This is a genomic window from Undibacterium umbellatum (assembly GCF_014284125.1).
GTDB lineage: Bacteria > Pseudomonadota > Gammaproteobacteria > Burkholderiales > Burkholderiaceae_D > Undibacterium > Undibacterium umbellatum.
In genome coordinates this window covers 51,780-74,133 of the sequence record NZ_JACOFX010000001.1, presented here as the reverse complement: position 1 = coordinate 74,133, position 22,354 = coordinate 51,780, and the positions used below count along the sequence as shown (strand labels likewise).

Sequence of the window (22,354 nt, the reverse complement as noted above, 5' to 3'; positions counted from 1 at the left end):
ATTTATTGCGCTTGTTTCAACTGCTCCAGAATAGCTGGGTTTTCGAGTGTTGAAATATCCTGAGTAATTTCCTCACCCTTGGCCAATACCCGCAACAAGCGGCGCATGATCTTGCCAGAACGTGTCTTGGGCAAATTATCACCGAAGCGGATTTCTTTTGGTTTGGCGATAGGGCCAATTTCTTTTGCTACCCAGTTGCGCAATTCCGTCGCAATTTGTTTTGCTTCATCACCAGTTGGACGTGTGCGTTTCAATACAACAAAAGCACAAATCGCTTCTCCGGTAGTATCATCAGGCTTGCCAACCACAGCAGCTTCTGCCACCAGAGGATTGGCCACCAGGGCAGATTCAATCTCCATCGTGCCCATGCGATGACCGGATACGTTCAGCACATCGTCAATGCGGCCAGTGATAGTGAAATAACCAGTATCTTTATTGCGTATTGCGCCATCGCCAGCCAGATAGACATTGCCACCGAACTCTTCAGGGAAGTAGCTCTTCTTGAAACGATCAGGATCACCCCAGATAGTACGTATCATGGAAGGCCATGGACGCTTCACCACCAGAATACCGCCCTGCCCGTTAGGCAAATCATAGCCAGTTTCATCGACAATAGCTGACATGATGCCTGGCAATGGCAAGGTGCAAGAACCTGGCACCATAGGCGTTGCACCAGGCAATGGTGTCATCATGTGCCCACCTGTTTCAGTCTGCCAGAAAGTATCTACTACAGGGCAATTGCCGCGACCAATATTATTGTAGTACCACATCCAGGCTTCAGGATTGATAGGCTCGCCTACGGAACCGAGCAAGCGCAAGGATGACAAATCAAATTTATCTGGATGAATACTCGCATCACCATCTGCAGCCTTGATCAGTGAGCGTATCGCTGTCGGCGCAGTATAGAAAATGGTGGCCTTGTGTTTTTCTATCATGCTCCAGAAACGTCCCGCATTTGGGAAGGTTGGCACACCTTCAAACACGATTTCAGTCGCACCGGCAGCCAGAGGGCCATAGGTAATATAGGTATGACCAGTCACCCAGCCTATGTCAGCAGTACACCAAAACACGTCTGAAGGCTTGATGTCAAAGGTCCATTTCATCGTCAGGATGGCCCACAACAAGTAACCGCCCGATGAATGTTGCACGCCTTTTGGTTTGCCTGTGGAGCCAGATGTGTACAGTATAAACAATGGATGCTCGGCGCTCACCCATTCAGGTTCACATACTGCTGATTGCGTTGCTACCAGATCGTGCATCCAAACATCGCGTCCGTCTGCAAGATTGATATTGCCGCCTGTACGTTTGTAGATAACGACACTTTTTACTTTCTCGCAATCACCCAAGTTTAACGCTTCATCAACAATGGATTTCAAGGGCAAATGCTTGCCACCACGCACTTGTTCATCAGCCGTGATGACGGCGACTGCCCCCACATCAACAATACGCTCTTGCAGGGATTTGGCAGAAAAACCGCCAAATACTACTGAATGCGTCGCACCTATGCGGGCGCAAGCCTGCATTGCCACGATGCCCTCAACCGACATGGGCATGTAAATCACGACACGGTCACCTTTGCTGATCCCAAGTGACTTCAGACCATTGGCAAACTGGCAGACTTTTGCATGCAAATCCTTGTAAGTCACCTTGCTAACTTCACCACTGTCTGCTTCAAAAATCACCGCCACTTTGTCGGCATTGCCGTTCTGCAGATTTACATCCAGACAGTTGTAGGACACATTCAGCAACCCATCTTCAAACCATTTATACATGGGTGCGGTTGATTCATCCAGCGTTGTGCTGAAATCCTTATGCCAGTGCAGGTTTTCACGAGCAAGACGCGCCCAAAAGCCCTCATAATCTTGCTCGGCTTCCTTGCATAGTGCGTTATAGGCATCCATGCTAGGGATAGCGGCATTAGCAACAAATGCTGCCGGTGGGTAAAAAACGCGAGATTCTGCTTTAGCTTCTGCTTGCGCAGTGTTGAGGTCAGACATTTGTATCTCCAGCTTGTTATCGTTTGATTGAAATCTTCTCTTCTGTTGAACCTGAGCAGGTGATTAACACCCTTGCCACTATCTCATACAGCCCTATAAAAACCTGACATCGCGCCAGACTTTAACAGTCAAACTCAAGGCAAACCTTAAACTTGCAGACTTACTCAAGCCTTACGCTTGCTCTTTTAGAAAATGATACCACAAAGATACCATTGCATCACCACTACATACCTGTCTTTATCACCTGAGCTACACGACTGGGCTTTGCCCATGTAAAATACCGGCTACCATTAAAAATTGCCTTTTTCACCAACGATTGCCGACATGAACAAACCAGCAACTTCAGCAAAACTTTCTCCCCTTGCCAGCTTGATTTTCTCTAGCCGTTGGCTGCAATTACCACTTTATCTGGGATTAATACTTGCGCAATGCGTATATGTATTTCATTTCTGGGTAGAACTGGTAGATTTGATCGGCGCTGCTATGGGCAATGAAGCAGCCCTGAAGCATATTATTGATGCGGTAGCCAGTGGCGGTGTCCGGCCAACAAAACTGACGGAAACCACCATCATGCTGGTTGTACTGGGTCTGATAGACGTAGTCATGATTTCCAACTTACTCATCATGGTTATTGTCGGTGGCTATGAAACTTTCGTTTCACGCCTGGGGCTTGATGGACATCCTGATCAACCAGAATGGCTGTCCCACGTCAACGCATCAGTACTCAAGGTAAAACTGGCGATGGCGATCATTGGCATTTCATCGATACATCTGCTGAAAACATTTATCAATGCAGCAAATTACAAGCCGGAAACGATCATTGCACAGACTTGCATTCACATCGTCTTTTTACTGTCTGCCTTGGCTATTGCCCATTGCGACCAAATCATGACAAGAACTGCACAAGCGGGCAGTAAGCATTAATCCCTAGAATATTGCGCAAGCATACAAAGTAATCAGCTATAAAGTTTTTCTTCACCTAGCCAAGAGCCATATCATGACAGTCATCAAGCAAGACGATCTGATCGAATCAGTAGCCGCAGCGCTGCAATACATCAGTTACTATCATCCAGCCGACTATATCGCCCATCTGGCGCGCGCCTACGAGGCAGAGCAAAGCCCGGCAGCAAAAGATGCCATTGCACAAATCCTGACCAACTCGCGCATGTGCGCAGAAGGCCGTCGTCCGATTTGTCAGGATACCGGTATCGTCAATGTATTCCTGAAAATAGGCATGGGTGTGCGCTTTGAAGGTTTCAGTGGTTCGATCATCGACGCTGTCAATGAAGGTGTGCGTCGTGGGTATAACGACCCTGATAACAAACTGCGCGCCTCTATCGTCGCAGACCCGCACTTCGAACGCAAAAATACCAAGGACAACACGCCTGCCGTGGTACATATGGAGCTGGTTCCTGGCAACACGGTAGATGTCAAAGTCGCAGCCAAAGGCGGTGGCTCCGAGAATAAAACCAAGTTCGTCATGTTGAATCCTTCTGATTCCCTGATAGACTGGGTCATGAAAACTGTACCTACCATGGGTGCAGGCTGGTGCCCTCCCGGCATGCTGGGTATAGGCATAGGCGGTACCGCAGAAAAAGCAATGCTGATGGCCAAAGAATCCTTGATGGATGACATCGACATGTATGAGCTCAAACAACGTGGCCCACAAAACAAGACGGAAGAATTGCGTATAGAACTGTGCGACAAGATCAATGCACTGGGCATAGGCGCACAAGGTCTGGGCGGCTTGACGACAGTGCTCGACGTCAAGATCAATATGTACCCTACCCATGCAGCGTCCAAGCCTGTTGCCATGATCCCTAACTGCGCGGCTACCCGTCATGCGCATTTTGTTCTTGATGGTTCTGGCCCCAGCTACATAGAACCACCAAAACTGTCTGACTGGCCCGATGTAAGCTGGGCACCTGATACAGAAAAATCCAAGCGCGTCGATCTGAACACCCTGACCAAGGAAGAAGTCGCCTCCTGGAAACCAGGCCAGACCTTGCTCTTGAACGGCAAAATGCTGACTGGCCGCGATGCTGCCCACAAGCGTATTCAGGACATGCTGGCCAAGGGCGAGCAATTGCCTGTCGATTTCACCAACCGCGTGATTTACTACGTAGGCCCGGTTGATCCTGTGCGTGATGAAGCAGTTGGCCCAGCTGGCCCGACTACTGCCACCCGCATGGATAAATTTACCGACATGATGCTGGAAAAAACCGGCCTGATCTCGATGATAGGCAAGGCAGAACGCGGCCCGGTCGCCATTGAATCCATACGCAAACACCAGTCGGCATATTTGATGGCAGTTGGCGGTGCAGCTTACCTGGTTTCCAAGGCCATCAAATCAGCCTCGGTAGTTGGTTTTGCTGATCTGGGCATGGAAGCGATTTACGAATTTGATGTCGTCGATATGCCAGTCACAGTTGCGGTTGATTCCAGCGGCACATCCGTACACAATACTGGCCCAAAAGAATGGCAAGCGAAGATAGGCATCATCCCTGTCAGCGCATCCTGATTGCATCTTGATTATTGCTGACTATTGCTGACTGAAGCAGGAATAAATACCCCAATGGCATTGCCGAAATTTACACGCTCTGCTCCAATTGGGGTATTTGATTCTGGCCTGGGTGGCCTGTCAGTATTGCAGCACATACGCCAAACCCTGCCAAATGAAGCATTGATATATGTGGCCGATTCAGGTTTTGCGCCTTATGGCGACAAAACCAGCGCTGAGATTCTGGAGCGCAGCATCGCCGCAACAGATTTTTTGCTGAACAAAAAAATCAAGGCTCTGGTAGTTGCCTGCAATACGGCTACCGCTGCAGCCATCACCCATTTGCGGCTGCATTATCCAGACCTTATCATTGTTGGCATTGAACCTGGCTTGAAACCGGCAAGTCGGCTCAGCAAGACAAAGAAAATCGGCGTCCTGGCGACTCTGTCCACTATACAAAGCGAGAAGTATCAACGCTTGAGTGCACAGTTAAGTGCTGAAACCAGTGTGGAATTTATTCCCCAAGCCTGTGTAGGCCTGGTCGATCAAATAGAAAAAGCCGAAGCAAATGCAGATCAAACCAGGCTTTTGCTGAAAAAATATCTGAACCCCTTGCTGGATGCAAATGTCGATATCTTGGTACTGGGTTGCACTCACTACCCTTTTGTAGCCGACCTCATACCAGAACTCACATCCGCGCATACTCCAGACAGCGAGCCCATCAAACTCATTGACACCGGAAAAGCCGTTGCATCCCAAATACAACGTATGCTAGTTGAGCGCGACCTGACAACCAGCACCAGCAACGGTGATATTCCTCGCATTGATGCTTACACTAACGGCAACCCAGAAAAGCTGAAACACGCCTGCACCCATTGGATTAACATACCAGAAGAAAAATTAAGTGTTTTCAGCTTCAGTACATGATTTAAGCCTCTGATTCACCCGGTTACGACCGCACTAATAAAACCCACTTGAGAGAAACAGGCAAATCCACAATAAGCAACAGTCCAAAATTTTTAATTAGGACTCCTTTACACTTTCATTTTATTGGTCCATAATGCCAACATGAAAAATCCAGCCAAGCACCCTTGGGACGAAACGCCAGCAACCAGTGAACGCATACTGGATGCCATTGCCAGAATCGCCGGCGTATTACGCTCCGGTACCTGGCAGTTTGCCACATCTGAAGGTTTGAATCCTACGCAAGTCGATATCATAGACATGCTGGCTGCACGTAAGGATGCGGTCAGGCTGTCATGGATAGCCGAGCAATTAGGCGTCAGCACGGCCAGTGCCAGCGACTCTGTAAGTTCATTGACGGCCAAAGGTCTGGTAGAAAAGGCCCGTGCTCCAGACGATGGCCGTGCCATCGCCCTGAAACTAACTGGTGAAGGTCATGCATTGGTCAAAAAGATCGCTGGTGCAACTGAATTCGCCAGCGAAGCCATCGAACAATTGTCACCTGCAGCACAAGAACAAACTTTTACCAGTCTGTTGAATCTGATAGGCAAATTACAACAAGCCGAGCACTTCCCCGATATACGCGCCTGTGTTACGTGTGCGCATTTCATGCCTGACAGGCATGAGAATGCACTTGCGCCGCACCACTGCGCCCTGGTTGATGCTCCTTTACGCAAAGAGCAATTGCGACTGGACTGCCCAGAACATCAACAAACAGCGAGCAACATCATTCGTAGTAACTGGAAAAAGATAGAGGTGAAGCAGAGAGAGATGGAGTGAAAAAAGTGAGGTAGCCAAGGCATATCGCCTATTTTTTTAGTTCCATTTGTTAGGACTCCTACTTTAAATATTTGATGCTGTGGTTCTTGCATCGGATGCGGATAGTACAGGCAACAGAAATCAGCCTGACAATGCGTGCCAATAAACAGAACCGTAACATGACATTTGAAAGATAAACATGAAACACCGATACAAGAAACTCTGCCTGTGCTTGGCGATGGTTTGCGCAAACCAATGGGCTACGGCTCATGATCATGCGCATCAGGGCGGCATACAAACTGAAGCCAGCAACAAGATCAAACCTGCCTTTGATATTTTTCATACCAAGATTACGACTGAAGGTAATGTGGCAATTTTTCATATTGTCGTCTCAGGCAAGGCTGGCAAAACCAGGCCTACCAAATCTGGCAAACTCGCGGGCAGTTCTGTTTTCTCTTATGTGTGGCCAACCACTCTGGACCCATCTGTAGTCGGTTTCGAGCCTAAAAGTGGCATCCTGGCTTTTGCTGTCACTTCCCACCCTGACTTTGATGACACCCCACTGTTTGATGAAAACGGTGATAGTAACCCCAGCAATGATGGCAATGTCTGGCATTCGCACTGGGTAGTCTTGCAGCCTGACCAGGCTTGTGGCAAAGATGCGCTAAAGGTGGTTGATATTCCCGAAGGTAGCAAACCCCGCCTACCCAAAACCTGGCCTGGTTTACCAATACTCATAGACAGCCCCGGCTGGAGCCCTACATTCACAGGCAAGACGCTGGAAGTGCGGGTGCCTTTTGATGATATCGAAATCATTAAAACCGCCGGTTTCGATGGTGTCACGGCTGCCCTGCGCGTAAATGCAAGTGTCCATGCCCCACTGCTTTGCGTCACCAATGTTTTCAAAGTCGCCTCAGGCAATTTAAGCCTGCCTGGCAAAATCAATCAGTAAGTCAAAACCGCAAACCCGAAAGGAATCACCATGCTCCACGTTCAACTCGTCAATCTCAAAGAAACCTCCGGTACACGTCATGCCATTTTGAGTGACATCAATACCGCTTTTGGCAACACGCCAAATATGTTCCGTGCTGTCGCCAACTCCAGTGCAGCACTCAAAAGCATGTGGTCTGCATTTGCAGCACTGGGCAATGGTGTTATCCCGGCAAAGTTGGGGGAGCAGATTGCAGTTGCCATAGCTAACCAGAATCAGTGCGAATACTGTCTGGCGGCGCATACCGTTCTGGGACAAAAAGCAGGGGCCAGTAGCGCAGAAATGGCAGCAGCCCAGTCAGGCAATTCATATGATGCGAAAACTGACGCCGTATTGAAATTTGTCTTGAAGGTCGTCAACCAGCGGGCACAAATCAACAAGGAAGATGTGGAATTCTTGCGGTTACATGGTTATGGCGATGAACATATCGTTGAAATCATGGCGCATGTCGCTCTCAATCTGTACACCAACTATATCAATGTGGCACTGGCCGTACCGGTTGATTTCCCAAAAATAAAACTGAACACAGCCAACTAAAATTAATCAGTTTTTCAGGGTGCGGATATGTCCGCACTCTACACAAAATAAAAGGGAAAATGGGGATGTCCTTGATCAATAACATCGCACCTGAACTAATCACATCGGATTGGCTCAATACTGACTCTGTCATCAGCTTGCAATCTTTACGCGGAAAAGTCGTATTTCTGCATGGCTTTCAAATGCTATGCCCTGCTTGTGTCACGCATGGGTTACCACAGGCAAGTGCAGTAAGAAATGCATTTTCGCAGCAAGAACTTGCTGTTATAGGCTTACATACCGTGTTTGAGCACCACCATGCAATGGGTAAAGAAGCCTTAAAAGCTTTTATCCATGAATATCGTTTGCGCTTCCCGATTGCCATCGACATGCCAGATCCAGTCAGTGGAATACCTTTGAGCATGCAGCAATTTGGCTTGCGCGGCACACCAAGCATCTTGCTCATAGATCGGCAGGGGCACATCAGATTTCGTCAATTTGGTCACATTGATGATCTTAAACTGGGCAGCATGCTAGGTCAGTTGGTGGCAGAAACTGATATCACAGAAAAGCCTGCCGTCGATAACAAGTCCAGCGCCAACGAGACCAAGGGATGCAATGAGCATTCATGCATCTCACCTTAAATATATAGTGGTAACGATGTGCTTTAAGAATTCATGACCGGCACTGGCAATACCAGGCTGGTCGCTTTTGAAATCGCACTCCACAATACGCCAACAATCGCATTCCAGACTTTTTCTATCGTTACCATCAGCAAACCGCGCAAGGTCTTGGCAAAACTCAGCGCCATATCCTCAAGGCCATCAAGAAAAAATTCCTGTGTCGCAGGTGTTATCTGCTTGGTCAATATGCCAGTACTGACCAGTTCTGCCTGCTGGGCGATGGCCTGTAGTTGCTGTTGCGTGAAACCGCGCAAAGTCGTCACGTCAGTTTGCAAAACGCCTGTGGCGGCTGTTTGCATATCAGTCACGAGTTGATCAAGATCCAGTGCCATATCTTCTCTCCAGAGTTCAACGCTGCAAGAAATTTTCGTAAGTAATTGCCTGGTCCAGATAAATCACAGCCTGCCCCTTGAAGGCCTGTGCCTCATAAGCGGTCACGCCTTGCAAGCGATCTACATCACGCATTTTGCCCAAGGTTTCCGAAACTTTTTTGATGGCATAAGCACTTGGCGGCGTGCTGTCATCACCAGACATTGCAGGGCTGCCGCGTTTATCAAGCAATTGATTAATGGTATCAGTCACTTTATTTTTGGGCATAGGCCTGGCACCAGCCTGCAAACTCAAGGCATCCAGTCGGCCAATCAGGGAATTGTAATTATCAAGGCGAGAGGGGAAGCTGCTTTTATCGGTGCCGTTAGAAATGCTGGCGAGCAAAATCATGGTGTCAGTATTGACAGCTGCCAAGCCATCGACCACTGTTTTGTCATAAGCAGGCGCCAGTTGGGTTGCACAGCCTGAGAGCGAAATACAAAGCCCCAACAGGTATAGACGCATCCACCACAATAATTGCACCGCTGGTTTCATGACTACTCCGCATGGAATGATAATGACAGAACTGCCATATTAGCATTTGGAGTTCAATTTATCATCGCCAGACTTGTCTTTTTTGATATTTTTTTTAATCTTTTTTATGTTGAAGTACAAGAATCAAGGCTTGAAAGAGTTTGCGATGAGCCTGGTCGCTTCATCATATTTTTCTTTGTTGCTGGCGGCGTAATTCCATTGAAAGAAAGTGCACCAGTTGCCAGTCGTCATTAATTTATCGTAGTAAATCTGTTTGCCTTTGGTGCCGGAGACCACAGCGAAGCCTTTTCCTTTGGCACGGTAAGAAATGACTCTGCCTTCTTTTACTTTTTCTGCTTCTGCCTTTTTAAGGAATTCTGCGGGAGTCGTATCCCGGTCATCGATGCAGGCTCTGGCATAAACACGCAATTCAGCTTCGCCATCCTTGGACAGAAAGACCTGTCCATCACCACTTGCAGCTTCGCCTTGCGGAATCAGATAATCTGGATAATCTATCGAAAAGCCATATCGACTATTCACATAGGTTTTATACACCAGTTCAGCAGCAGAAGCATTTACGCCGAAAACCATCAACAAAAACAACAGGCAAGCTTTTTTCATATAAATCACAACGTTAAAAGCCCTGTCCGCAAGGGCATGCGGACAGGGCTTTTATAATCAGCTCAGGACAGCTGCAATTGCATTTGCAGTCGCTTCTACATTGCCAGTATTCAAACCGGCAATGCACATACGGCCAGAACGCACCAGATAAACGCCGAACTCTTCTTTCAGGCGATCACATTGCTCAGCAGTCAAACCTGTGTAGCTGAACATGCCGCGCTGCGTCAGGAAGTAACTAAAGTCGCGACCCGGCAATTTTGCACTCAGCACATCATGCAATTTACGGCGCATGAACTGGATACGGTCACGCATGGCAACGACTTCTGCTTCCCACATAGGGCGCAATTCAGGGTCGCTCAATACACGGGCAACCAGCTGCCCCCCATGCAGAGGTGGATTGGAGTAATTGCGGCGGATAGTTGCCTTCATCTGGCCCAGTACATTGACTGCCTGTGCTGCATCAGGGCAAACCACGCTCAGGGCTCCGCAACGCTCGCCATACAAGCTCATGCTCTTGGAGAAGGAGTTCGCTACGAAGAAACTCAAACCCTGATCAGCCAGCAAGCGCACAGCATAAGCATCCTCCACGATGCCGTCACCATAGCCTTGATAAGCCAGATCGAGGAAGGCGATCAATTCACGCTCTTTCAATACCGGCACCAGTTGTTGCCACTGCTCTTGTGTCAGATCTACGCCCGTAGGGTTATGGCAGCAAGCGTGCAGCAGGACGATGCTTTTCTTTTCTGCTGCTTTCAACGCTTCTATCATGGCGTCAAATCGCAGGCCACCAGTTGCTGCATCGTAGTAAGGATAGGTTTTGACCGTCAGTCCACAACCTTCAAATACTGCTTTGTGATTATCCCATGTAGGATCACTGACCAGCATGGTCGATGTCGGGAAATAACGCTTGATGAAATCACCGCCCACCTTGAGGCCACCGCTGGAACCAACAGCCTGTATCGTCACAACACGGCCAGCCTTGACTACTGCACTGTCCGCACCAAACAAAAGTTCCTGTACAGCCGTGCGGAAATTTGCTGCGCCTTCCATAGGCAAGTATGGACGGGCGCCAGCATCTGCCACGACCTTGTGTTCTGCGGCCCGTACCGAAGGCAGCATAGGAATCTTGCCAGCATCGTCAAAATAAATACCGATAGACAAATTGATCTTGTTGGTGCGCGGGTCTTTACCAAACGCCTCATTCAAAGACAAGATAGGGTCGCCAGGATAGGCTTCAACGTGCTGAAACATGATAGAACTCCAGATGGTTGGACATAGAATCAAGGCTGCAAAGTCGGCAACTCAATATCATTAATGCAATACAAAATACACCAGACTAATGCGTCAAGCCTCCATTGTGACACATGCCATCAGCAACTTAGGATACAGGCTGTTTGAATAGCTGAATCAAACTGTATGTTTGGCTGGCGAAAGATGCAAAAAATGCAGCTATTTTTCAATAGCTGCATTCTTCATCATCACTCAGAGCTCACCTGCCATCAGTGGCCGTGCGCATGCTCCTCAGCTTCCACAGGCATTTCACCACCACTCTTACCTTCAAAAAAGAAAGCTTTGCGGACTTTTTTGGTTTTACCCACTTCATTCAAAGTACCGGATTCATACAAACGTCCGTTCAGCATGACATGGCTAAGCTTGTCAGACTGTTGTATATCCTTAAGAACATCGCCATCAATAATCATCAGATCAGCCAGTTTGCCCACTTCCAGAGAACCTATGTCTTTATCCAGGCCAAGGTAGCGTGCGCCGTTGATGGTGCCGCTGCGTATTGCTTCCAACGGAGTCATGCCGCCTTTGACCAGCGTCCATAATTCCCAATGCGCTGCCAGACCTTCACGCTGACCATGCGCACCCAGATTTACTGGAACACCGGCACGCTGCAAGGCGGTCGCTGTCTGCGCTACCTTAATGACATTGAAGTCCTCTTCCGGCGCCGTTTCACGCCTGATGCTGCGCGGCTCCAATATGGAACGTGGCACATATTTACTCAGCAGAGGATGTTTCCAGACATCGGTACGGGCATACCAGTAATGTTCACCATCCAGGCCACCATAAGCTACTCCGAGCGTCGGAGTGTAGCCAACCTGCGTCTGCGACCACAATTGCTTGACATCGTCATAGACTTTTTCAACAGGCAAGGCATGCTCAACACCGGTATGACCATCTACCACCATGCTCATATTGGTCTGGAACAGAGAACCACCTTCTGGCACCACCATCATTTTCGTCTGGCGCGCTGCTTCCAGAACTTGTTGTCGTTGCTCACGCCTTGGTTGGTTGTAGCTCTTGACTGAAATGGCACCTGCTGCCTTGAGACGCTTCAGATGCGTCAATGCATCATCCAGGTTATTCACGATGGCGGCAAAATTACCCTTGGCACCGTAGAGTATGGTGCCAGTAGAATAAATGCGTGGACCCAACACCTGCCCCGCTCTTTGCAACTCGCTTTGCGTGAAGATCTCGCCCGTGTCGTTCGACGGATCATGAATAGTAGTCACACCAAAAGCCAACGAAGCATAATTCACCCAGCTTTGTTGCGGGATAATGCCGCTCTCACCCATGCTGCCATGCCAGTGCACGTCGACCAAACCTGGCAAGATGGTTTTGCCTTTAGCATCAATCTGGGTTGCGCCTGCAGGTATGGCCACATCCGCAGATTTGCCTACACTGACGATACGGTTATCCTTGACGACGATACGGCCATCTTCTATGACTTCTTCGCCTTTCATGGTGACGATTCTGGCACCTGATATAACGGTATAGCCATTCGGTTTGTCAGCCAACTGGCGGAAGCCTATTTTTTTTCCCTGCTCTACCGGCTTGGGCAACTCGGCAGGTGCACCCGGCACAAAGGCAAAAGCATCTTTTAATTCACGGCTGAACAATTCATCGCCGAGAGAAAAATTGATGCGCTTGCTGTCGCCAGACCAGTGCAGGTATTGACCGGCATTCACATCCAGTTGCTTCACTGGCAGCGCATCCATTTTCTGGCCTATGGTGACTGCCTTGCCAGCCAGTGGCAATGGTGTTACATAGGCGTGATAACGCTCACCGAAAGCCAGCCACTCTCCATCTGGCGAAATTGCAAATTCACCGGCAAATTCACTTTTTGCGACTGGCTGTTCAGGTTTACCATCCAATGACAGACGCACCAGCGAAGTAGTCCAGTCGACTTCTCCAGTGTATTGGGTACGGGTGACATACACAGCTTGCCCATCTTTGCCGAATTGCGGCGAACCGCCCTCTTCCGTCAACAAGCGTGGCTCTGATTTACCGTCCGCATTCGTCAGGAATACCCCGGTTTCCATGCCGTGCCACGGGGTAGTCAGGTAGCCACCTTTGGCCTTGACGTATGCGACTTGCTTTCCATCTGGTGAAAATCTCGCCTGCAGATATTTGCCCGGTGCTTTGGTCACGATAGCTTCCTTGTCGCTGGCAAGCTCTATAGTCCGCACAGCACCAAGTTTTTCATCATTCCAGCTACTGAATACGACGTATTTGCCATCACGTGAAAAGCTGGGGAAGAATTCAAAATGTGTGCTTTGCGTGGTCAGGCGGCGTGGCGTGCCATTAGGCAGGTCTTTGACATAGATATGTCCCAAGGCCGAGTACACAACTTTATCCCCTTGCGGCGCGACATTAACCCAGCGCAACTGGTGCACATCGAATTGATCAGGTGCTACTTCATGTGGGAAGCGCAAGGCGCTGCGTATTTCCCTTGTATCTTGTACATGGAAAGGAATATCCACTGCCTTGCGACTAAAGGGGTCCAGACGCCACAACTTGCCTTTTGCCCAGACCACGATCTCTTTACTGCCTGGCATCCAGGCAAAGGCTGGATACACTCCCTGTATGGCCCATGCTTCTTGCATGTCACGTTCCAGCTCAGGCCAGGCTGCGCTTTCTTCACCAGTCTGTAAATTTTTCAGGAACAAGGCCGACTGGTTACGGATGCGGCGCACGAATGCCAGGTACTTGCCATCCGGTGAAGGTACAGGGCGCACTGCACCGCCGGGGCCACTGACGAAAGCTTTGACCTTGCCGTCTTGCAGGTCTCGGCGGAAAATCTGATAAATCTGCCCGTTGGAATTTTTGTTGTATTCAAAAGATGAGCCTGGCGTCGTATCTTGCGAATAGTAGACATAGCGGCCATCAGGTGAAAATGCCGGTTCGCCCAGGTCTTTTTGCCAGTTTGGTTTTTCATTCAATTGCACACCTGTACCGCCGCTTTGATGATAGAGCCAGATTTCACCAGAACCCAGTGAACGGGTGCCGCTATAGTGCTTGCGCGCGGCGATGTACTGTCCTTTCGGGTGCCAGACGGGATTATTCAAGAGGCGGAAATCCTCTTTGCTGACTGCATGCGCATTGCTGCCATCGGCATTCATGACCCAGACATTGTCACCACCACCTGCATCGGACATATAGGCAATCTGTTTGCCATCAGGTGAGAAGCGCGCCTGCATTTCCCAGGCTATGGAGTGTGTCAAAGCCTTGGCTTCACCACCGCCAATGGGTAGCGTATATAAGTCGCCCAGCAAATCAAATATCAATTGCTTGCCATCAGGGCTGACATCCACACTCATCCATGTGCCGGTACGGGTGTCAATATTGACTGTCTTGCTTTCACCAGGGGGATGATTGACATCCCATTTCTTTTTTTCTGCATCCGGTTTGGTGACTGGCTCAGCAGCCAGTGCAGGTAAACACAGCATAACCGCCCAGGCCAATGGCAACAGTTTTGACACACGCATAGATTCTCCCTCTTGGATCATTATTTAATTTGCCAGATTTCAGACTTGGCTGCATTAATCAGCACGCGATAATATATCAATAGAATATCAGCCAAGTCGAATCAGATGCATTAACTGCTAAAAAGTTCCTGTTTTGCTACTGACTAAACTTACACGCCTGCCGAGTTTGCAACAAAACCCATCTCATAATCCTTCAATCAGCGTGGCATAAGGTATGATTTGATCAATTCTATTTCGCCTGCGATCATGAATCTATTTGCCACTGAAGAAGAAGTAAACCAGCTTGCCAGCAGGCTGACTTCAGCACAGGGGCTGGATAAATTCATCAGTCAACTGACCATGGCCTGGTATTTGCGGCAAAGAGATAGTCAACGGGCCTCAACACTGGCGATGGAAGTATTGGCTGAACTGGCTGATCTGGATGCACCGGAAACCCTGAGAAGACAGTTTCATGCCCGCCTTTGCCTGATCCGGGCAGAAATTGCCGCCCTTTTTTGCGATTTGAACGGTGGCGAACTTTTGCTTGCTGAAGCCGTCACCGTATTCAGCGACCTTAACGACAATATAGGCCTTGGTGACGCCAGCCTTACTGACGCAGTAATGGCTCAAGAACAAGGCAATGCCGCCAGAGAAGCACTAGCTTGTGTAACGGCAATCAGTTGGTATTCAAGGGCCCATGATAGCCTCAGAATTGCGATTGCCGAATCCTGGGCCATCTACGAACTGGCATTTTACGATCCACTGGCAGCATCGGTGCGCCACGCTGCTTTTGACAAACAATATCTGCGTGGTGACCACCCTGCCGTTGCCGCACATCTTGCAGCAGCGTCAGGCGTAATACATGGCAGAAGAGAACCGGCCAGAGCATCCGTTTATTATCTGCAAGCCAGCGAACTGGCACGCCAGACTGGCATGATCAGGCTGGCTATAATTTCAGCTGGCAATTCTGGCGAATCCATGCAAACAGTGGATGATCTGGAAGGTGCGGCAGGCGTGTTTGAATGGGCAGCAGAACGTGCCCATGAAACCGAATGGCCAGCCTTGATAGGTTATGCCATGTCCCATCTGGGTAGCTTGTTAAGGCAATTGGGCCAATATGATCGCAGCCAGAAAACACTTGAAGAAGCACTCAATGGTTTCTCCAGGACGCCGGGTGGTATCAATAAAGCCATAGTGCATGCAGAACTGGCAGAATGTCTGCTCATGCAAGGTCAAATCGATCAAGCAGTAAGCGCATTCAATGAAGCGATTACCCTGTTTCGCGCTGCTCACTCCATGGATGACTTGCCTCAAACCCTGGTACGCTATGCTCGAGCATTATCAATCTCAGGCCAGGCTGATGCGGCGCTGGCCGCTATCGCCGAAGCAAAAACACTGATACACCAGCATCAATTCACGGCACTTGGCGTCACCCTGAACCAGACCCTGGCCGAAATACATGCGCGTCATGTGATCACTCTTCCCGAAAAAATGGATGCGCCGAATGCCATCATCCATTATCTGGAAGAGTCCCTGCAGACAGGTGAGCTGACTGAAGGCTGGCAAGCCAGTACAGAATTGCTGATGGCGCTGAGCGATGCCTGGGCTGATGTCGGTGACAGTAATAAGGCATTGCTATATGCACGCCAAGCCATTACCGCAGAACAACGCGAAAGCAAAAAACAGGCAAATAACCGCACCGCCATGGCACAAGTCAGGCATGAAACCGAATTGATACGTGCCGAGGCTGAGCAACACAGGCTGGTAGCTGTATCAGAAGCACGCCGGGCAGCGACTTTGCAGGAGGCAGGTGCCACCCTCGAACGTCTGGGTCGTATAGGCCAGCAAATTACCTCCAACCTGGAACCTGAGGCGGTTTTTGAAGCTATTCACTTTCATCTCAAAGATTTATTGGATGCGACGACTTTCATCATCTACTTGCTGTCACCAGATGGACAAATGCTGACTCAGGCATTTGGTATAGAAGAAAACCTGCCACACCCCTATCACGAAGTGGCGCTGACAGATGAACGTGCCTCCAGTGCACGCTGTGTACGAGAAAGGAGGGAAATCAAGCTGGAATTGCGGCCAGATAATGATTTCCCTGTCGTACCAGATACGCTGGAAACACTAAGTCTGCTATTTGCCCCCCTCAGCATAGGTGAGCGCATCCTTGGCGTAATGAGCATACAGACGCCGCGTGAATATGCCTATGGCGAAAGGGAATGCCTGATCTTTCGCACGCTGTGCTCTTATGGCGCGATTGCACTCGACAATGCCAATGCGTATCGCGAACTGCGCTTGACCCAGCAGCAGCTGGAATCTGCCAGCATGACCGAGAGACAGGCGCGCAAGAAAGCAGAAGATGCGACAAGGCTTAAGAGTGAATTCCTGGCAAATATGAGCCATGAAATCCGCACCCCCATGAATGCCGTCATAGGCCTGGCTCATCTTGCCCTGCAAACCAGGCTGACACCCAAACAGTATGACTATGTCAGCAAGATCCATCATGCTGGCGAATCGCTGTTGGGCATCATCAATGACATACTGGATTTTTCCAAGATAGAAGCGGGCATGCTGGATGTGGAGAAAATTTCATTTTCCATCAAGGACGTGCTCAATAGCGTATCCACCCTGACCAGCCAGAAAGCCATAGAAAAACAAATAATCTATATCGTACAAATTGCTGAGGAAGTGCCAGCACGTTTGCGTGGCGACCCGCTACGGCTTGGGCAGGTATTAACCAACTTGGTCAACAATGCCGTCAAATTTACCCCTGGCGGTGGTGAAATAGAACTCAGTGTCAGCAGGCCTCCTACCACATCCGCAACGACTGACCTGACATTCTCGGTGCGGGATACTGGCATAGGCATGTCTGCCAAGCAGCAACAAAACCTGTTCCAGCCTTTTACACAGGCAGATGGTTCAACTACCCGCAAGTATGGGGGTACAGGTCTGGGCTTATCCATCTCGCGTCGCCTGGTGGAATTGATGGGTGGTCAAATTGAAGTCAGCAGTCAAGAAAATCAGGGTTCGACATTTTCATTTACCCTGCCACTTGAAATAGATTTCACTTTACACGGTGAATCAGAAGCGCTCCTGGAATCACGCAATGCACACAGACACAGAGCCAGTATCTCGGCACAAAACCATGCTGGCCGCCGTGTCTTGCTGGCAGAAGACAATCCCGTCAATCAGCAAATCGCCATCGAGTTGCTGAGCATGATAGGCATTACCGCTGATGTTGCCGACAATGGTGAAGAAGCCGTACGCCTGATCATGGCAAACGAGCCTGGCTATTACGCCATGATATTCATGGACTTACAAATGCCTATCATGGATGGCCATGAAGCCGCAGCAAAAATCAGGCAGGATGCTCGTCTGGATGACACACCCATCATCGCCCTGACTGCGCATGCCGTTGGCGATATCCGTGAGCGTTGCATGCGCGAAGGCATGCAGGACTATCTGACCAAACCCATACAACCAGACGCCTTATTCACCATAGTCTCGCACTGGATGGATACGGAACATGAATTGCCGGTACCCGGCAGCCTGATCACCAGTACTGTGTTTGATGACGAGGATGCTGGATTTCCGCAATTCAATGAGCTTGATACCAGCTTGGGCTTGCATTACATGGGCGGGCGTCACGAGTTTTATATTAATATGCTGCACAGGTTTGAGCAAAGTCAGGCAGATACCCTGCATGAATTAAACAGGCTCATACAAGTTGGAGAATACGGTAATGCAGAACGACTAAGCCACACCCTCAAGGGTTTGGCCGGTAGCATAGGTGCCTCGAAACTGCAAAAAATAGCTGCCGAACTGGAATACAAGCTCAGCAAGGAAGAAGCCAGGGAATTCATCCTGGAAACCCTGGGGCCACTTACGCTATCACTCAACGCAGTGCTGGATGAATTAAAAACAGTATTGCCAGGGATTTTACCCCAGCATGAAGAAGTTATTGTCGATGAAGCCGAGGCAAAAAACATTGTGGCTGAATTGCGCATCTTGCTGGCTGCCTCAGACGCAGATGCACAGAGCTTGTTTGAAGAAAATGAAACCGCAATTGCCACTCAGTTCAACTCGGATGCCATGATACAACTCAGACATTTCATGCATCAATTTGAATTTGAAGCTGCGGCAAAATTAATAGAACAGCAATAGCCATCAGCAATTCGCCAGCACGCGCGATTTCAAATCACCTGATTTTCTTTTAAATGGGTGATACGCTCTTCGCTCATTCCCCAGTCATGCAAAATTTCTGCACTATGCTGGCCTGACACTGCCGGCGGTCGGCTGATTTCTGCCGCTGTTCTGCTGAATCTCGGTGCAGGTGCTGGCTGCAATATGCCTTCAATATCAGTAAAATTGGCTCTGGCCTGATTATGCGGATGCTCAGGCGCTTCTGCCATATCCAGTACCGGGGCGAAACAGATATCTGTTCCTTCCATCAAGTCACACCATTGCTGGCGGGTTTTAGTCTTGAACAGCGCCGTACATTTTATCTTCAGTTCTGGCCATTTCCGGCTATCCATTTGCGCATTGAATGCAGGATCACTGATACCAGCAATTTTCAGCAGCAAAGCATAAAACTGTGGCTCTATCGCCCCTATGGAAATGAATTTCCCGTCAGCACAGGCGTAGGTGTCATAAAAATGCGCGCCGCCATCCAGCATATTTGCTCCACGCTGGTCTGACCATGCACCAAAGGCACGAAAGCCATAAATCATCGCCCCCAATAAAGCGGAGCCATCGACCATGGCAGCGTCCACCACCTGACCCTTGCCAGAACTGCGCGCCTCCAGTGCAGCACAAACCACACCAAAAGCCAGCATCATGGCACCGCCACCAAAATCACCGACCAGATTCAAGGGCGGAGCCGGTGGCGTATCTGCACGTCCCATGGCATGCAACATGCCGCTGAGTGCAATGTAATTCAGGTCATGCCCTGCTGCCTGGGCAAGCGGGCCATCCTGGCCCCAGCCAGTTATCCGCCCATACACCAGACGTGGATTGCGTTGCTGGCAAATTTCAGGCCCCAGGCCTAGCCTTTCCATGACACCGGGGCGGAAACCTTCCAGCAAGATATCGGCACTTGCTACCAGATCCAGCAACACCGCTTTGGCTTCTTCATGTTTCAGGTCCAGCGCCAGCGAGCGGCGCCCTCTGGCCATGACATCATATTTGGTGCCAAGTATGGGAAAAGGGTTATTCGCGCCTGGAGCCAGCTTGCGGTCTATGCGTATCACTTCCGCCCCCATGTCAGCCAGCATCATGGCCGCAAAGGGACAAGGCCCCAGTCCTACCATTTCTATGACACGTATGCCCTGTAAAGGTCCAGCCATGTTCTATTCCCGTCTTTTTTTGTTTATAGATTACGTGAAATGATTTCTTTCATGATTTCATTGGCACCACCATAGATGCGCTGTACCCGCGCATCGACATACATTTGCGCTATCGGGTATTCCAGCATGTAGCCGTAACCGCCAAATAATTGCAGGCACTGGTCGATGACCTTGCACTGCAAATCAGATATCCAGTATTTGGCCATTGATGCCAGCTCGGTATCCATGCGCCCTTCCATCATGTCAACGATACAGCGGTCAATGAAGGTACGGGCTATGGTTGCCTCGGTCTTGATCTCTGCCAATACAAAACGAGTATTCTGCATTTCTATCAGGGCCTGACCAAAGGCTTTGCGCTCACGGGTATGGGTGATCGTCAGATCCAGTGCGCGCTCTATGGCGGCAACGCCAGACACGCCCAGTATCGTGCGTTCATAAGGCAATTCTGTCATCAGTTGGGTAAAACCCTTGCCTTCAACGCCACCGAGTACCCTGTCCAGCGGCACGCGCACATCATCAAAGAAAAGTTCGCAAGTATCCTGGCCTTTTTGACCTATCTTTTCCAGTATACGCCCTACCCGATAGCCTGGGCAGTCTTTGGTTTCTACCATGATCAGCGATGTACCTTTAGCTCCAGCTTCAGGGTCAGTCTTGGTCACGACCACCACCAGATCGGCCATATAGCCGTTCGATATAAAAGTCTTGGAACCATTGATGACATAACTGTCACCCTCACGTCTCGCGGTCGTTCGTATGCCTTTGAGGTCAGACCCTGCACCGGGTTCAGACATGGCGATAGCGGCGATCATTTCGCCTGAGGCCAGCTTGGGCAAATACTTTTTCTTTTGCTCCTCCGTACCCTGGTTCAAAATATAATGGGCAACTATCGCATGCACATGTATGCCAAAGGCCATGTCACCGGCATAAGTCAGCTCTTCAAAAACGACGGATTGATGGGCAAAGCTGCCACCAGAGCCGCCGTATTCTTCAGGTATGTCAGCCAACAAGAGACCCATGGCACCACCCTTGTCCCAGATATCGCGGTCTACATGTTGTTGTTTTTTCCAGCGCTCCTGGTGTGGAGTGACTTCGGCATCGACAAAACGGCGTACTGCGTCTCGAAAAGTTTCCAGCTCTGGCGTCATCCAGCTTGGTTTGATTTTCATACTGTGTCTCCATTGTTATGGTCTCAGGCATTTGTGCCTGATTTTTTCTCGCTTGATTGATAGCGGCTATATTTAAGGTTACCATCAAGATCAATCAGAAAAGCACCCAACACATTTTTTAGAAGACTATCCCCAATAGCAATGCCTAAAGAAATTATCACAGACACGACAGGCCAAGCATTGCCAGGCGCAGAAACCACAAAAAAACGCGGTCGCCCGGTGCTGGATGACTCTGAGAGCATACGCCAGGATTTGATCAGAAAATCAGCACAACTATTCAGGAAAAAGGGATACGACAACACCACCGTGCGCGATATCGCTGCCGCCGTGGGGATACAGTCTGGCAGCTGGTTTTATCACTTCAAGACCAAGCAAGACATCCTGGTCGCCGTGATGGAGCAAGGCATGCAAAAATCATTGGAAGAAATAGAGAAACTGACCTTGGCAGATTTGCCGCCACGCCTTGCTTTTCAACATCTGGTCAAAGTGCATCTGAATACCTTGCTGGCGCCCGAACATGATTTTATTGCTGTCTTGCTGTATGAATGGCGTGCGTTGGACAAACCGGCCCGCGCACGCATCATTGCACTCAAGGACAGGTATGAAGCAGCATGGGAGCAAGTCATCATTGCCCTGCATGCTTCAGGAGACTGGGCCATGCCAACCCGTATCGACAAATTGCTGATGTTTGGTACGCTGAACTGGACTGCGCAATGGTATAGGCGCGGTTCCGGGATCAGTATTGATGAACTTGCGGAGCAAGCCATACAATTTATTTTACGTACCAAACCTCAATAGCTAGTCAGGTAGCTATACAAGCGATTACTCAAGTAGTTTTGCGAGAAAACAAGGCTACCAGACCGACCACCAGCAAGATGGGGAGGAACAAAGGCAGCAATGCCAGTGCCAGAGAACCTACTACCACAGCAAAAATCACACATAACAATACCGCCACACTGGCCAGCACCATGCCTGTCAGGCTAAGGGCAAAAACCACTGCCACAACTGCGATCCCGCAACCAAGCACGATGCCAAAGAAGCCGCCTATACCATCCATATCTTCATTATCGATCTGCACGTCCATGCCATGGAAGGATGACATGACTATCATGACAAAGACAAGGATGGATAAGAGAATGATGGCCATGCGCTTATTTGATGTGATGTTTGTTGTGGTTTCGGATTTCATGATGGGCTCCCTGTAGCTCAATTG

General features: G+C 49.5%; 18 protein-coding genes. 9 read left to right on the top strand and 9 right to left on the bottom strand.

The features are described 5' to 3' along the window. Positions 1 to 2 precede the first annotated feature (2 nt). The gene (acs, locus tag H8L47_RS00355) at positions 3 to 1,997 is read right to left on the bottom strand and encodes an acetate--CoA ligase (protein WP_186951262.1); all 1,995 of its coding nucleotides are present in this window, start codon (positions 1,995 to 1,997) and stop codon (positions 3 to 5) included. 324 nt (positions 1,998 to 2,321) lie between these two features. On the opposite strand from acs, the gene H8L47_RS00350 reads away from it, so the two are divergent. The 7 genes from H8L47_RS00350 (at position 2,322) to H8L47_RS00320 (ending at position 8,370) form a co-directional block, all read left to right on the top strand. Then, positions 2,322 to 2,921 (top strand): TIGR00645 family protein, encoded by a 600-nt coding sequence (locus H8L47_RS00350; RefSeq protein WP_186951261.1) that lies wholly within the window; start codon positions 2,322 to 2,324, stop codon positions 2,919 to 2,921. A gap of 73 nt (positions 2,922 to 2,994) precedes the next feature. Next, entirely contained in the window at positions 2,995 to 4,518 is a 1,524-nt protein-coding gene (locus H8L47_RS00345) for a fumarate hydratase (RefSeq protein ID WP_186951260.1), read from the top strand. A 54-nt stretch (positions 4,519 to 4,572) separates the two neighbouring features. Then, positions 4,573 to 5,424: a glutamate racemase gene (murI, locus tag H8L47_RS00340; RefSeq protein ID WP_186951259.1), complete on the top strand. Its 852-nt coding sequence runs from the start codon at positions 4,573 to 4,575 to the stop codon at positions 5,422 to 5,424. Between the two features lie 141 nt (positions 5,425 to 5,565). After that, entirely contained in the window at positions 5,566 to 6,240 is a 675-nt protein-coding gene (locus H8L47_RS00335; protein ID WP_186951258.1) for a MarR family winged helix-turn-helix transcriptional regulator, read from the top strand. 178 nt (positions 6,241 to 6,418) lie between these two features. Continuing rightward, positions 6,419 to 7,171: a hypothetical protein gene (locus tag H8L47_RS00330; protein WP_230413531.1), complete on the top strand. Its 753-nt coding sequence runs from the start codon at positions 6,419 to 6,421 to the stop codon at positions 7,169 to 7,171. 30 nt (positions 7,172 to 7,201) lie between these two features. Then, positions 7,202 to 7,747 (top strand): carboxymuconolactone decarboxylase family protein, encoded by a 546-nt coding sequence (locus H8L47_RS00325; RefSeq protein WP_186951257.1) that lies wholly within the window; start codon positions 7,202 to 7,204, stop codon positions 7,745 to 7,747. Between the two features lie 65 nt (positions 7,748 to 7,812). Beyond that, positions 7,813 to 8,370, top strand: a complete 558-nt coding sequence (locus H8L47_RS00320) for a redoxin domain-containing protein (protein WP_186951256.1) — start codon at positions 7,813 to 7,815, stop codon at positions 8,368 to 8,370. A gap of 23 nt (positions 8,371 to 8,393) precedes the next feature. On the opposite strand, the gene H8L47_RS00315 is transcribed toward H8L47_RS00320, so the two are convergent. From H8L47_RS00315 to H8L47_RS00295, 5 genes are all read right to left on the bottom strand, one after another. Next, positions 8,394 to 8,741, bottom strand: a complete 348-nt coding sequence (locus H8L47_RS00315; RefSeq protein ID WP_186951255.1) for a hypothetical protein — start codon at positions 8,739 to 8,741, stop codon at positions 8,394 to 8,396. 16 nt (positions 8,742 to 8,757) lie between these two features. Then, positions 8,758 to 9,273, bottom strand: coding sequence for a hypothetical protein (locus H8L47_RS00310; RefSeq protein WP_186951254.1), 516 nt, complete (start codon positions 9,271 to 9,273; stop codon positions 8,758 to 8,760). A gap of 123 nt (positions 9,274 to 9,396) precedes the next feature. Continuing rightward, complete coding sequence (locus tag H8L47_RS00305) at positions 9,397 to 9,873, bottom strand: hypothetical protein (protein WP_186951253.1); 477 nt, start codon at positions 9,871 to 9,873, stop codon at positions 9,397 to 9,399. Between the two features lie 57 nt (positions 9,874 to 9,930). Beyond that, complete coding sequence (locus H8L47_RS00300; protein WP_186951252.1) at positions 9,931 to 11,124, bottom strand: amino acid aminotransferase; 1,194 nt, start codon at positions 11,122 to 11,124, stop codon at positions 9,931 to 9,933. Between the two features lie 248 nt (positions 11,125 to 11,372). Beyond that, the gene (locus H8L47_RS00295) at positions 11,373 to 14,645 is read right to left on the bottom strand and encodes an amidohydrolase family protein (RefSeq protein WP_222616355.1); all 3,273 of its coding nucleotides are present in this window, start codon (positions 14,643 to 14,645) and stop codon (positions 11,373 to 11,375) included. 246 nt (positions 14,646 to 14,891) lie between these two features. Between H8L47_RS00295 and H8L47_RS00290 the strand changes: the two genes are divergently transcribed. Continuing rightward, positions 14,892 to 18,794 carry an ATP-binding protein gene (locus tag H8L47_RS00290; protein WP_186951251.1) on the top strand — a complete coding sequence of 1,301 codons (3,903 nt, stop codon included), beginning with the start codon at positions 14,892 to 14,894 and terminating at the stop codon, positions 18,792 to 18,794. A 29-nt stretch (positions 18,795 to 18,823) separates the two neighbouring features. Here the strand turns inward: H8L47_RS00290 and H8L47_RS00285 are convergent, their stop codons facing one another. Both H8L47_RS00285 and H8L47_RS00280 read right to left on the bottom strand, forming a co-directional pair. Then, the gene (locus H8L47_RS00285) at positions 18,824 to 19,975 is read right to left on the bottom strand and encodes a CaiB/BaiF CoA transferase family protein (RefSeq protein WP_186951250.1); all 1,152 of its coding nucleotides are present in this window, start codon (positions 19,973 to 19,975) and stop codon (positions 18,824 to 18,826) included. A gap of 23 nt (positions 19,976 to 19,998) precedes the next feature. Beyond that, complete coding sequence (locus H8L47_RS00280; protein ID WP_230413530.1) at positions 19,999 to 21,141, bottom strand: acyl-CoA dehydrogenase family protein; 1,143 nt, start codon at positions 21,139 to 21,141, stop codon at positions 19,999 to 20,001. A gap of 141 nt (positions 21,142 to 21,282) precedes the next feature. Here H8L47_RS00280 and H8L47_RS00275 point away from each other — a divergent pair, with 141 nt between their 5' ends. Next, positions 21,283 to 21,939, top strand: a complete 657-nt coding sequence (locus H8L47_RS00275; protein ID WP_186951249.1) for a TetR/AcrR family transcriptional regulator — start codon at positions 21,283 to 21,285, stop codon at positions 21,937 to 21,939. Between the two features lie 28 nt (positions 21,940 to 21,967). Here H8L47_RS00275 and H8L47_RS00270 read toward each other — a convergent pair whose 3' ends face one another. After that, on the bottom strand, positions 21,968 to 22,330 hold the full coding sequence (locus H8L47_RS00270; protein WP_186951248.1) for a hypothetical protein: 363 nt from the start codon (positions 22,328 to 22,330) through the stop codon (positions 21,968 to 21,970). Between the last annotated feature and the right edge of the window lie 24 nt (positions 22,331 to 22,354).

Excerpts from the sequence above, each read along its gene's own strand:
- acs (WP_186951262.1), bottom strand. The coding sequence starts at position 1,997 with ATGTCTGACCTCAACACTGCGCAAGCAGAAGCTAAAGCAGAATCTCGC.
- H8L47_RS00350 (WP_186951261.1), top strand. The coding sequence starts at position 2,322 with ATGAACAAACCAGCAACTTCAGCAAAACTTTCTCCCCTTGCCAGCTTG.
- H8L47_RS00345 (WP_186951260.1), top strand. The coding sequence starts at position 2,995 with ATGACAGTCATCAAGCAAGACGATCTGATCGAATCAGTAGCCGCAGCG.
- murI (WP_186951259.1), top strand. The coding sequence starts at position 4,573 with ATGGCATTGCCGAAATTTACACGCTCTGCTCCAATTGGGGTATTTGAT.
- H8L47_RS00335 (WP_186951258.1), top strand. The coding sequence starts at position 5,566 with ATGAAAAATCCAGCCAAGCACCCTTGGGACGAAACGCCAGCAACCAGT.
- H8L47_RS00330 (WP_230413531.1), top strand. The coding sequence starts at position 6,419 with ATGAAACACCGATACAAGAAACTCTGCCTGTGCTTGGCGATGGTTTGC.
- H8L47_RS00325 (WP_186951257.1), top strand. The coding sequence starts at position 7,202 with ATGCTCCACGTTCAACTCGTCAATCTCAAAGAAACCTCCGGTACACGT.
- H8L47_RS00320 (WP_186951256.1), top strand. The coding sequence starts at position 7,813 with ATGTCCTTGATCAATAACATCGCACCTGAACTAATCACATCGGATTGG.
- H8L47_RS00315 (WP_186951255.1), bottom strand. The coding sequence starts at position 8,741 with ATGGCACTGGATCTTGATCAACTCGTGACTGATATGCAAACAGCCGCC.
- H8L47_RS00310 (WP_186951254.1), bottom strand. The coding sequence starts at position 9,273 with ATGAAACCAGCGGTGCAATTATTGTGGTGGATGCGTCTATACCTGTTG.
- H8L47_RS00305 (WP_186951253.1), bottom strand. The coding sequence starts at position 9,873 with ATGAAAAAAGCTTGCCTGTTGTTTTTGTTGATGGTTTTCGGCGTAAAT.
- H8L47_RS00300 (WP_186951252.1), bottom strand. The coding sequence starts at position 11,124 with ATGTTTCAGCACGTTGAAGCCTATCCTGGCGACCCTATCTTGTCTTTG.
- H8L47_RS00295 (WP_222616355.1), bottom strand. The coding sequence starts at position 14,645 with ATGCGTGTGTCAAAACTGTTGCCATTGGCCTGGGCGGTTATGCTGTGT.
- H8L47_RS00290 (WP_186951251.1), top strand. The coding sequence starts at position 14,892 with ATGAATCTATTTGCCACTGAAGAAGAAGTAAACCAGCTTGCCAGCAGG.
- H8L47_RS00285 (WP_186951250.1), bottom strand. The coding sequence starts at position 19,975 with ATGGCTGGACCTTTACAGGGCATACGTGTCATAGAAATGGTAGGACTG.
- H8L47_RS00280 (WP_230413530.1), bottom strand. The coding sequence starts at position 21,141 with ATGAAAATCAAACCAAGCTGGATGACGCCAGAGCTGGAAACTTTTCGA.
- H8L47_RS00275 (WP_186951249.1), top strand. The coding sequence starts at position 21,283 with ATGCCTAAAGAAATTATCACAGACACGACAGGCCAAGCATTGCCAGGC.
- H8L47_RS00270 (WP_186951248.1), bottom strand. The coding sequence starts at position 22,330 with ATGAAATCCGAAACCACAACAAACATCACATCAAATAAGCGCATGGCC.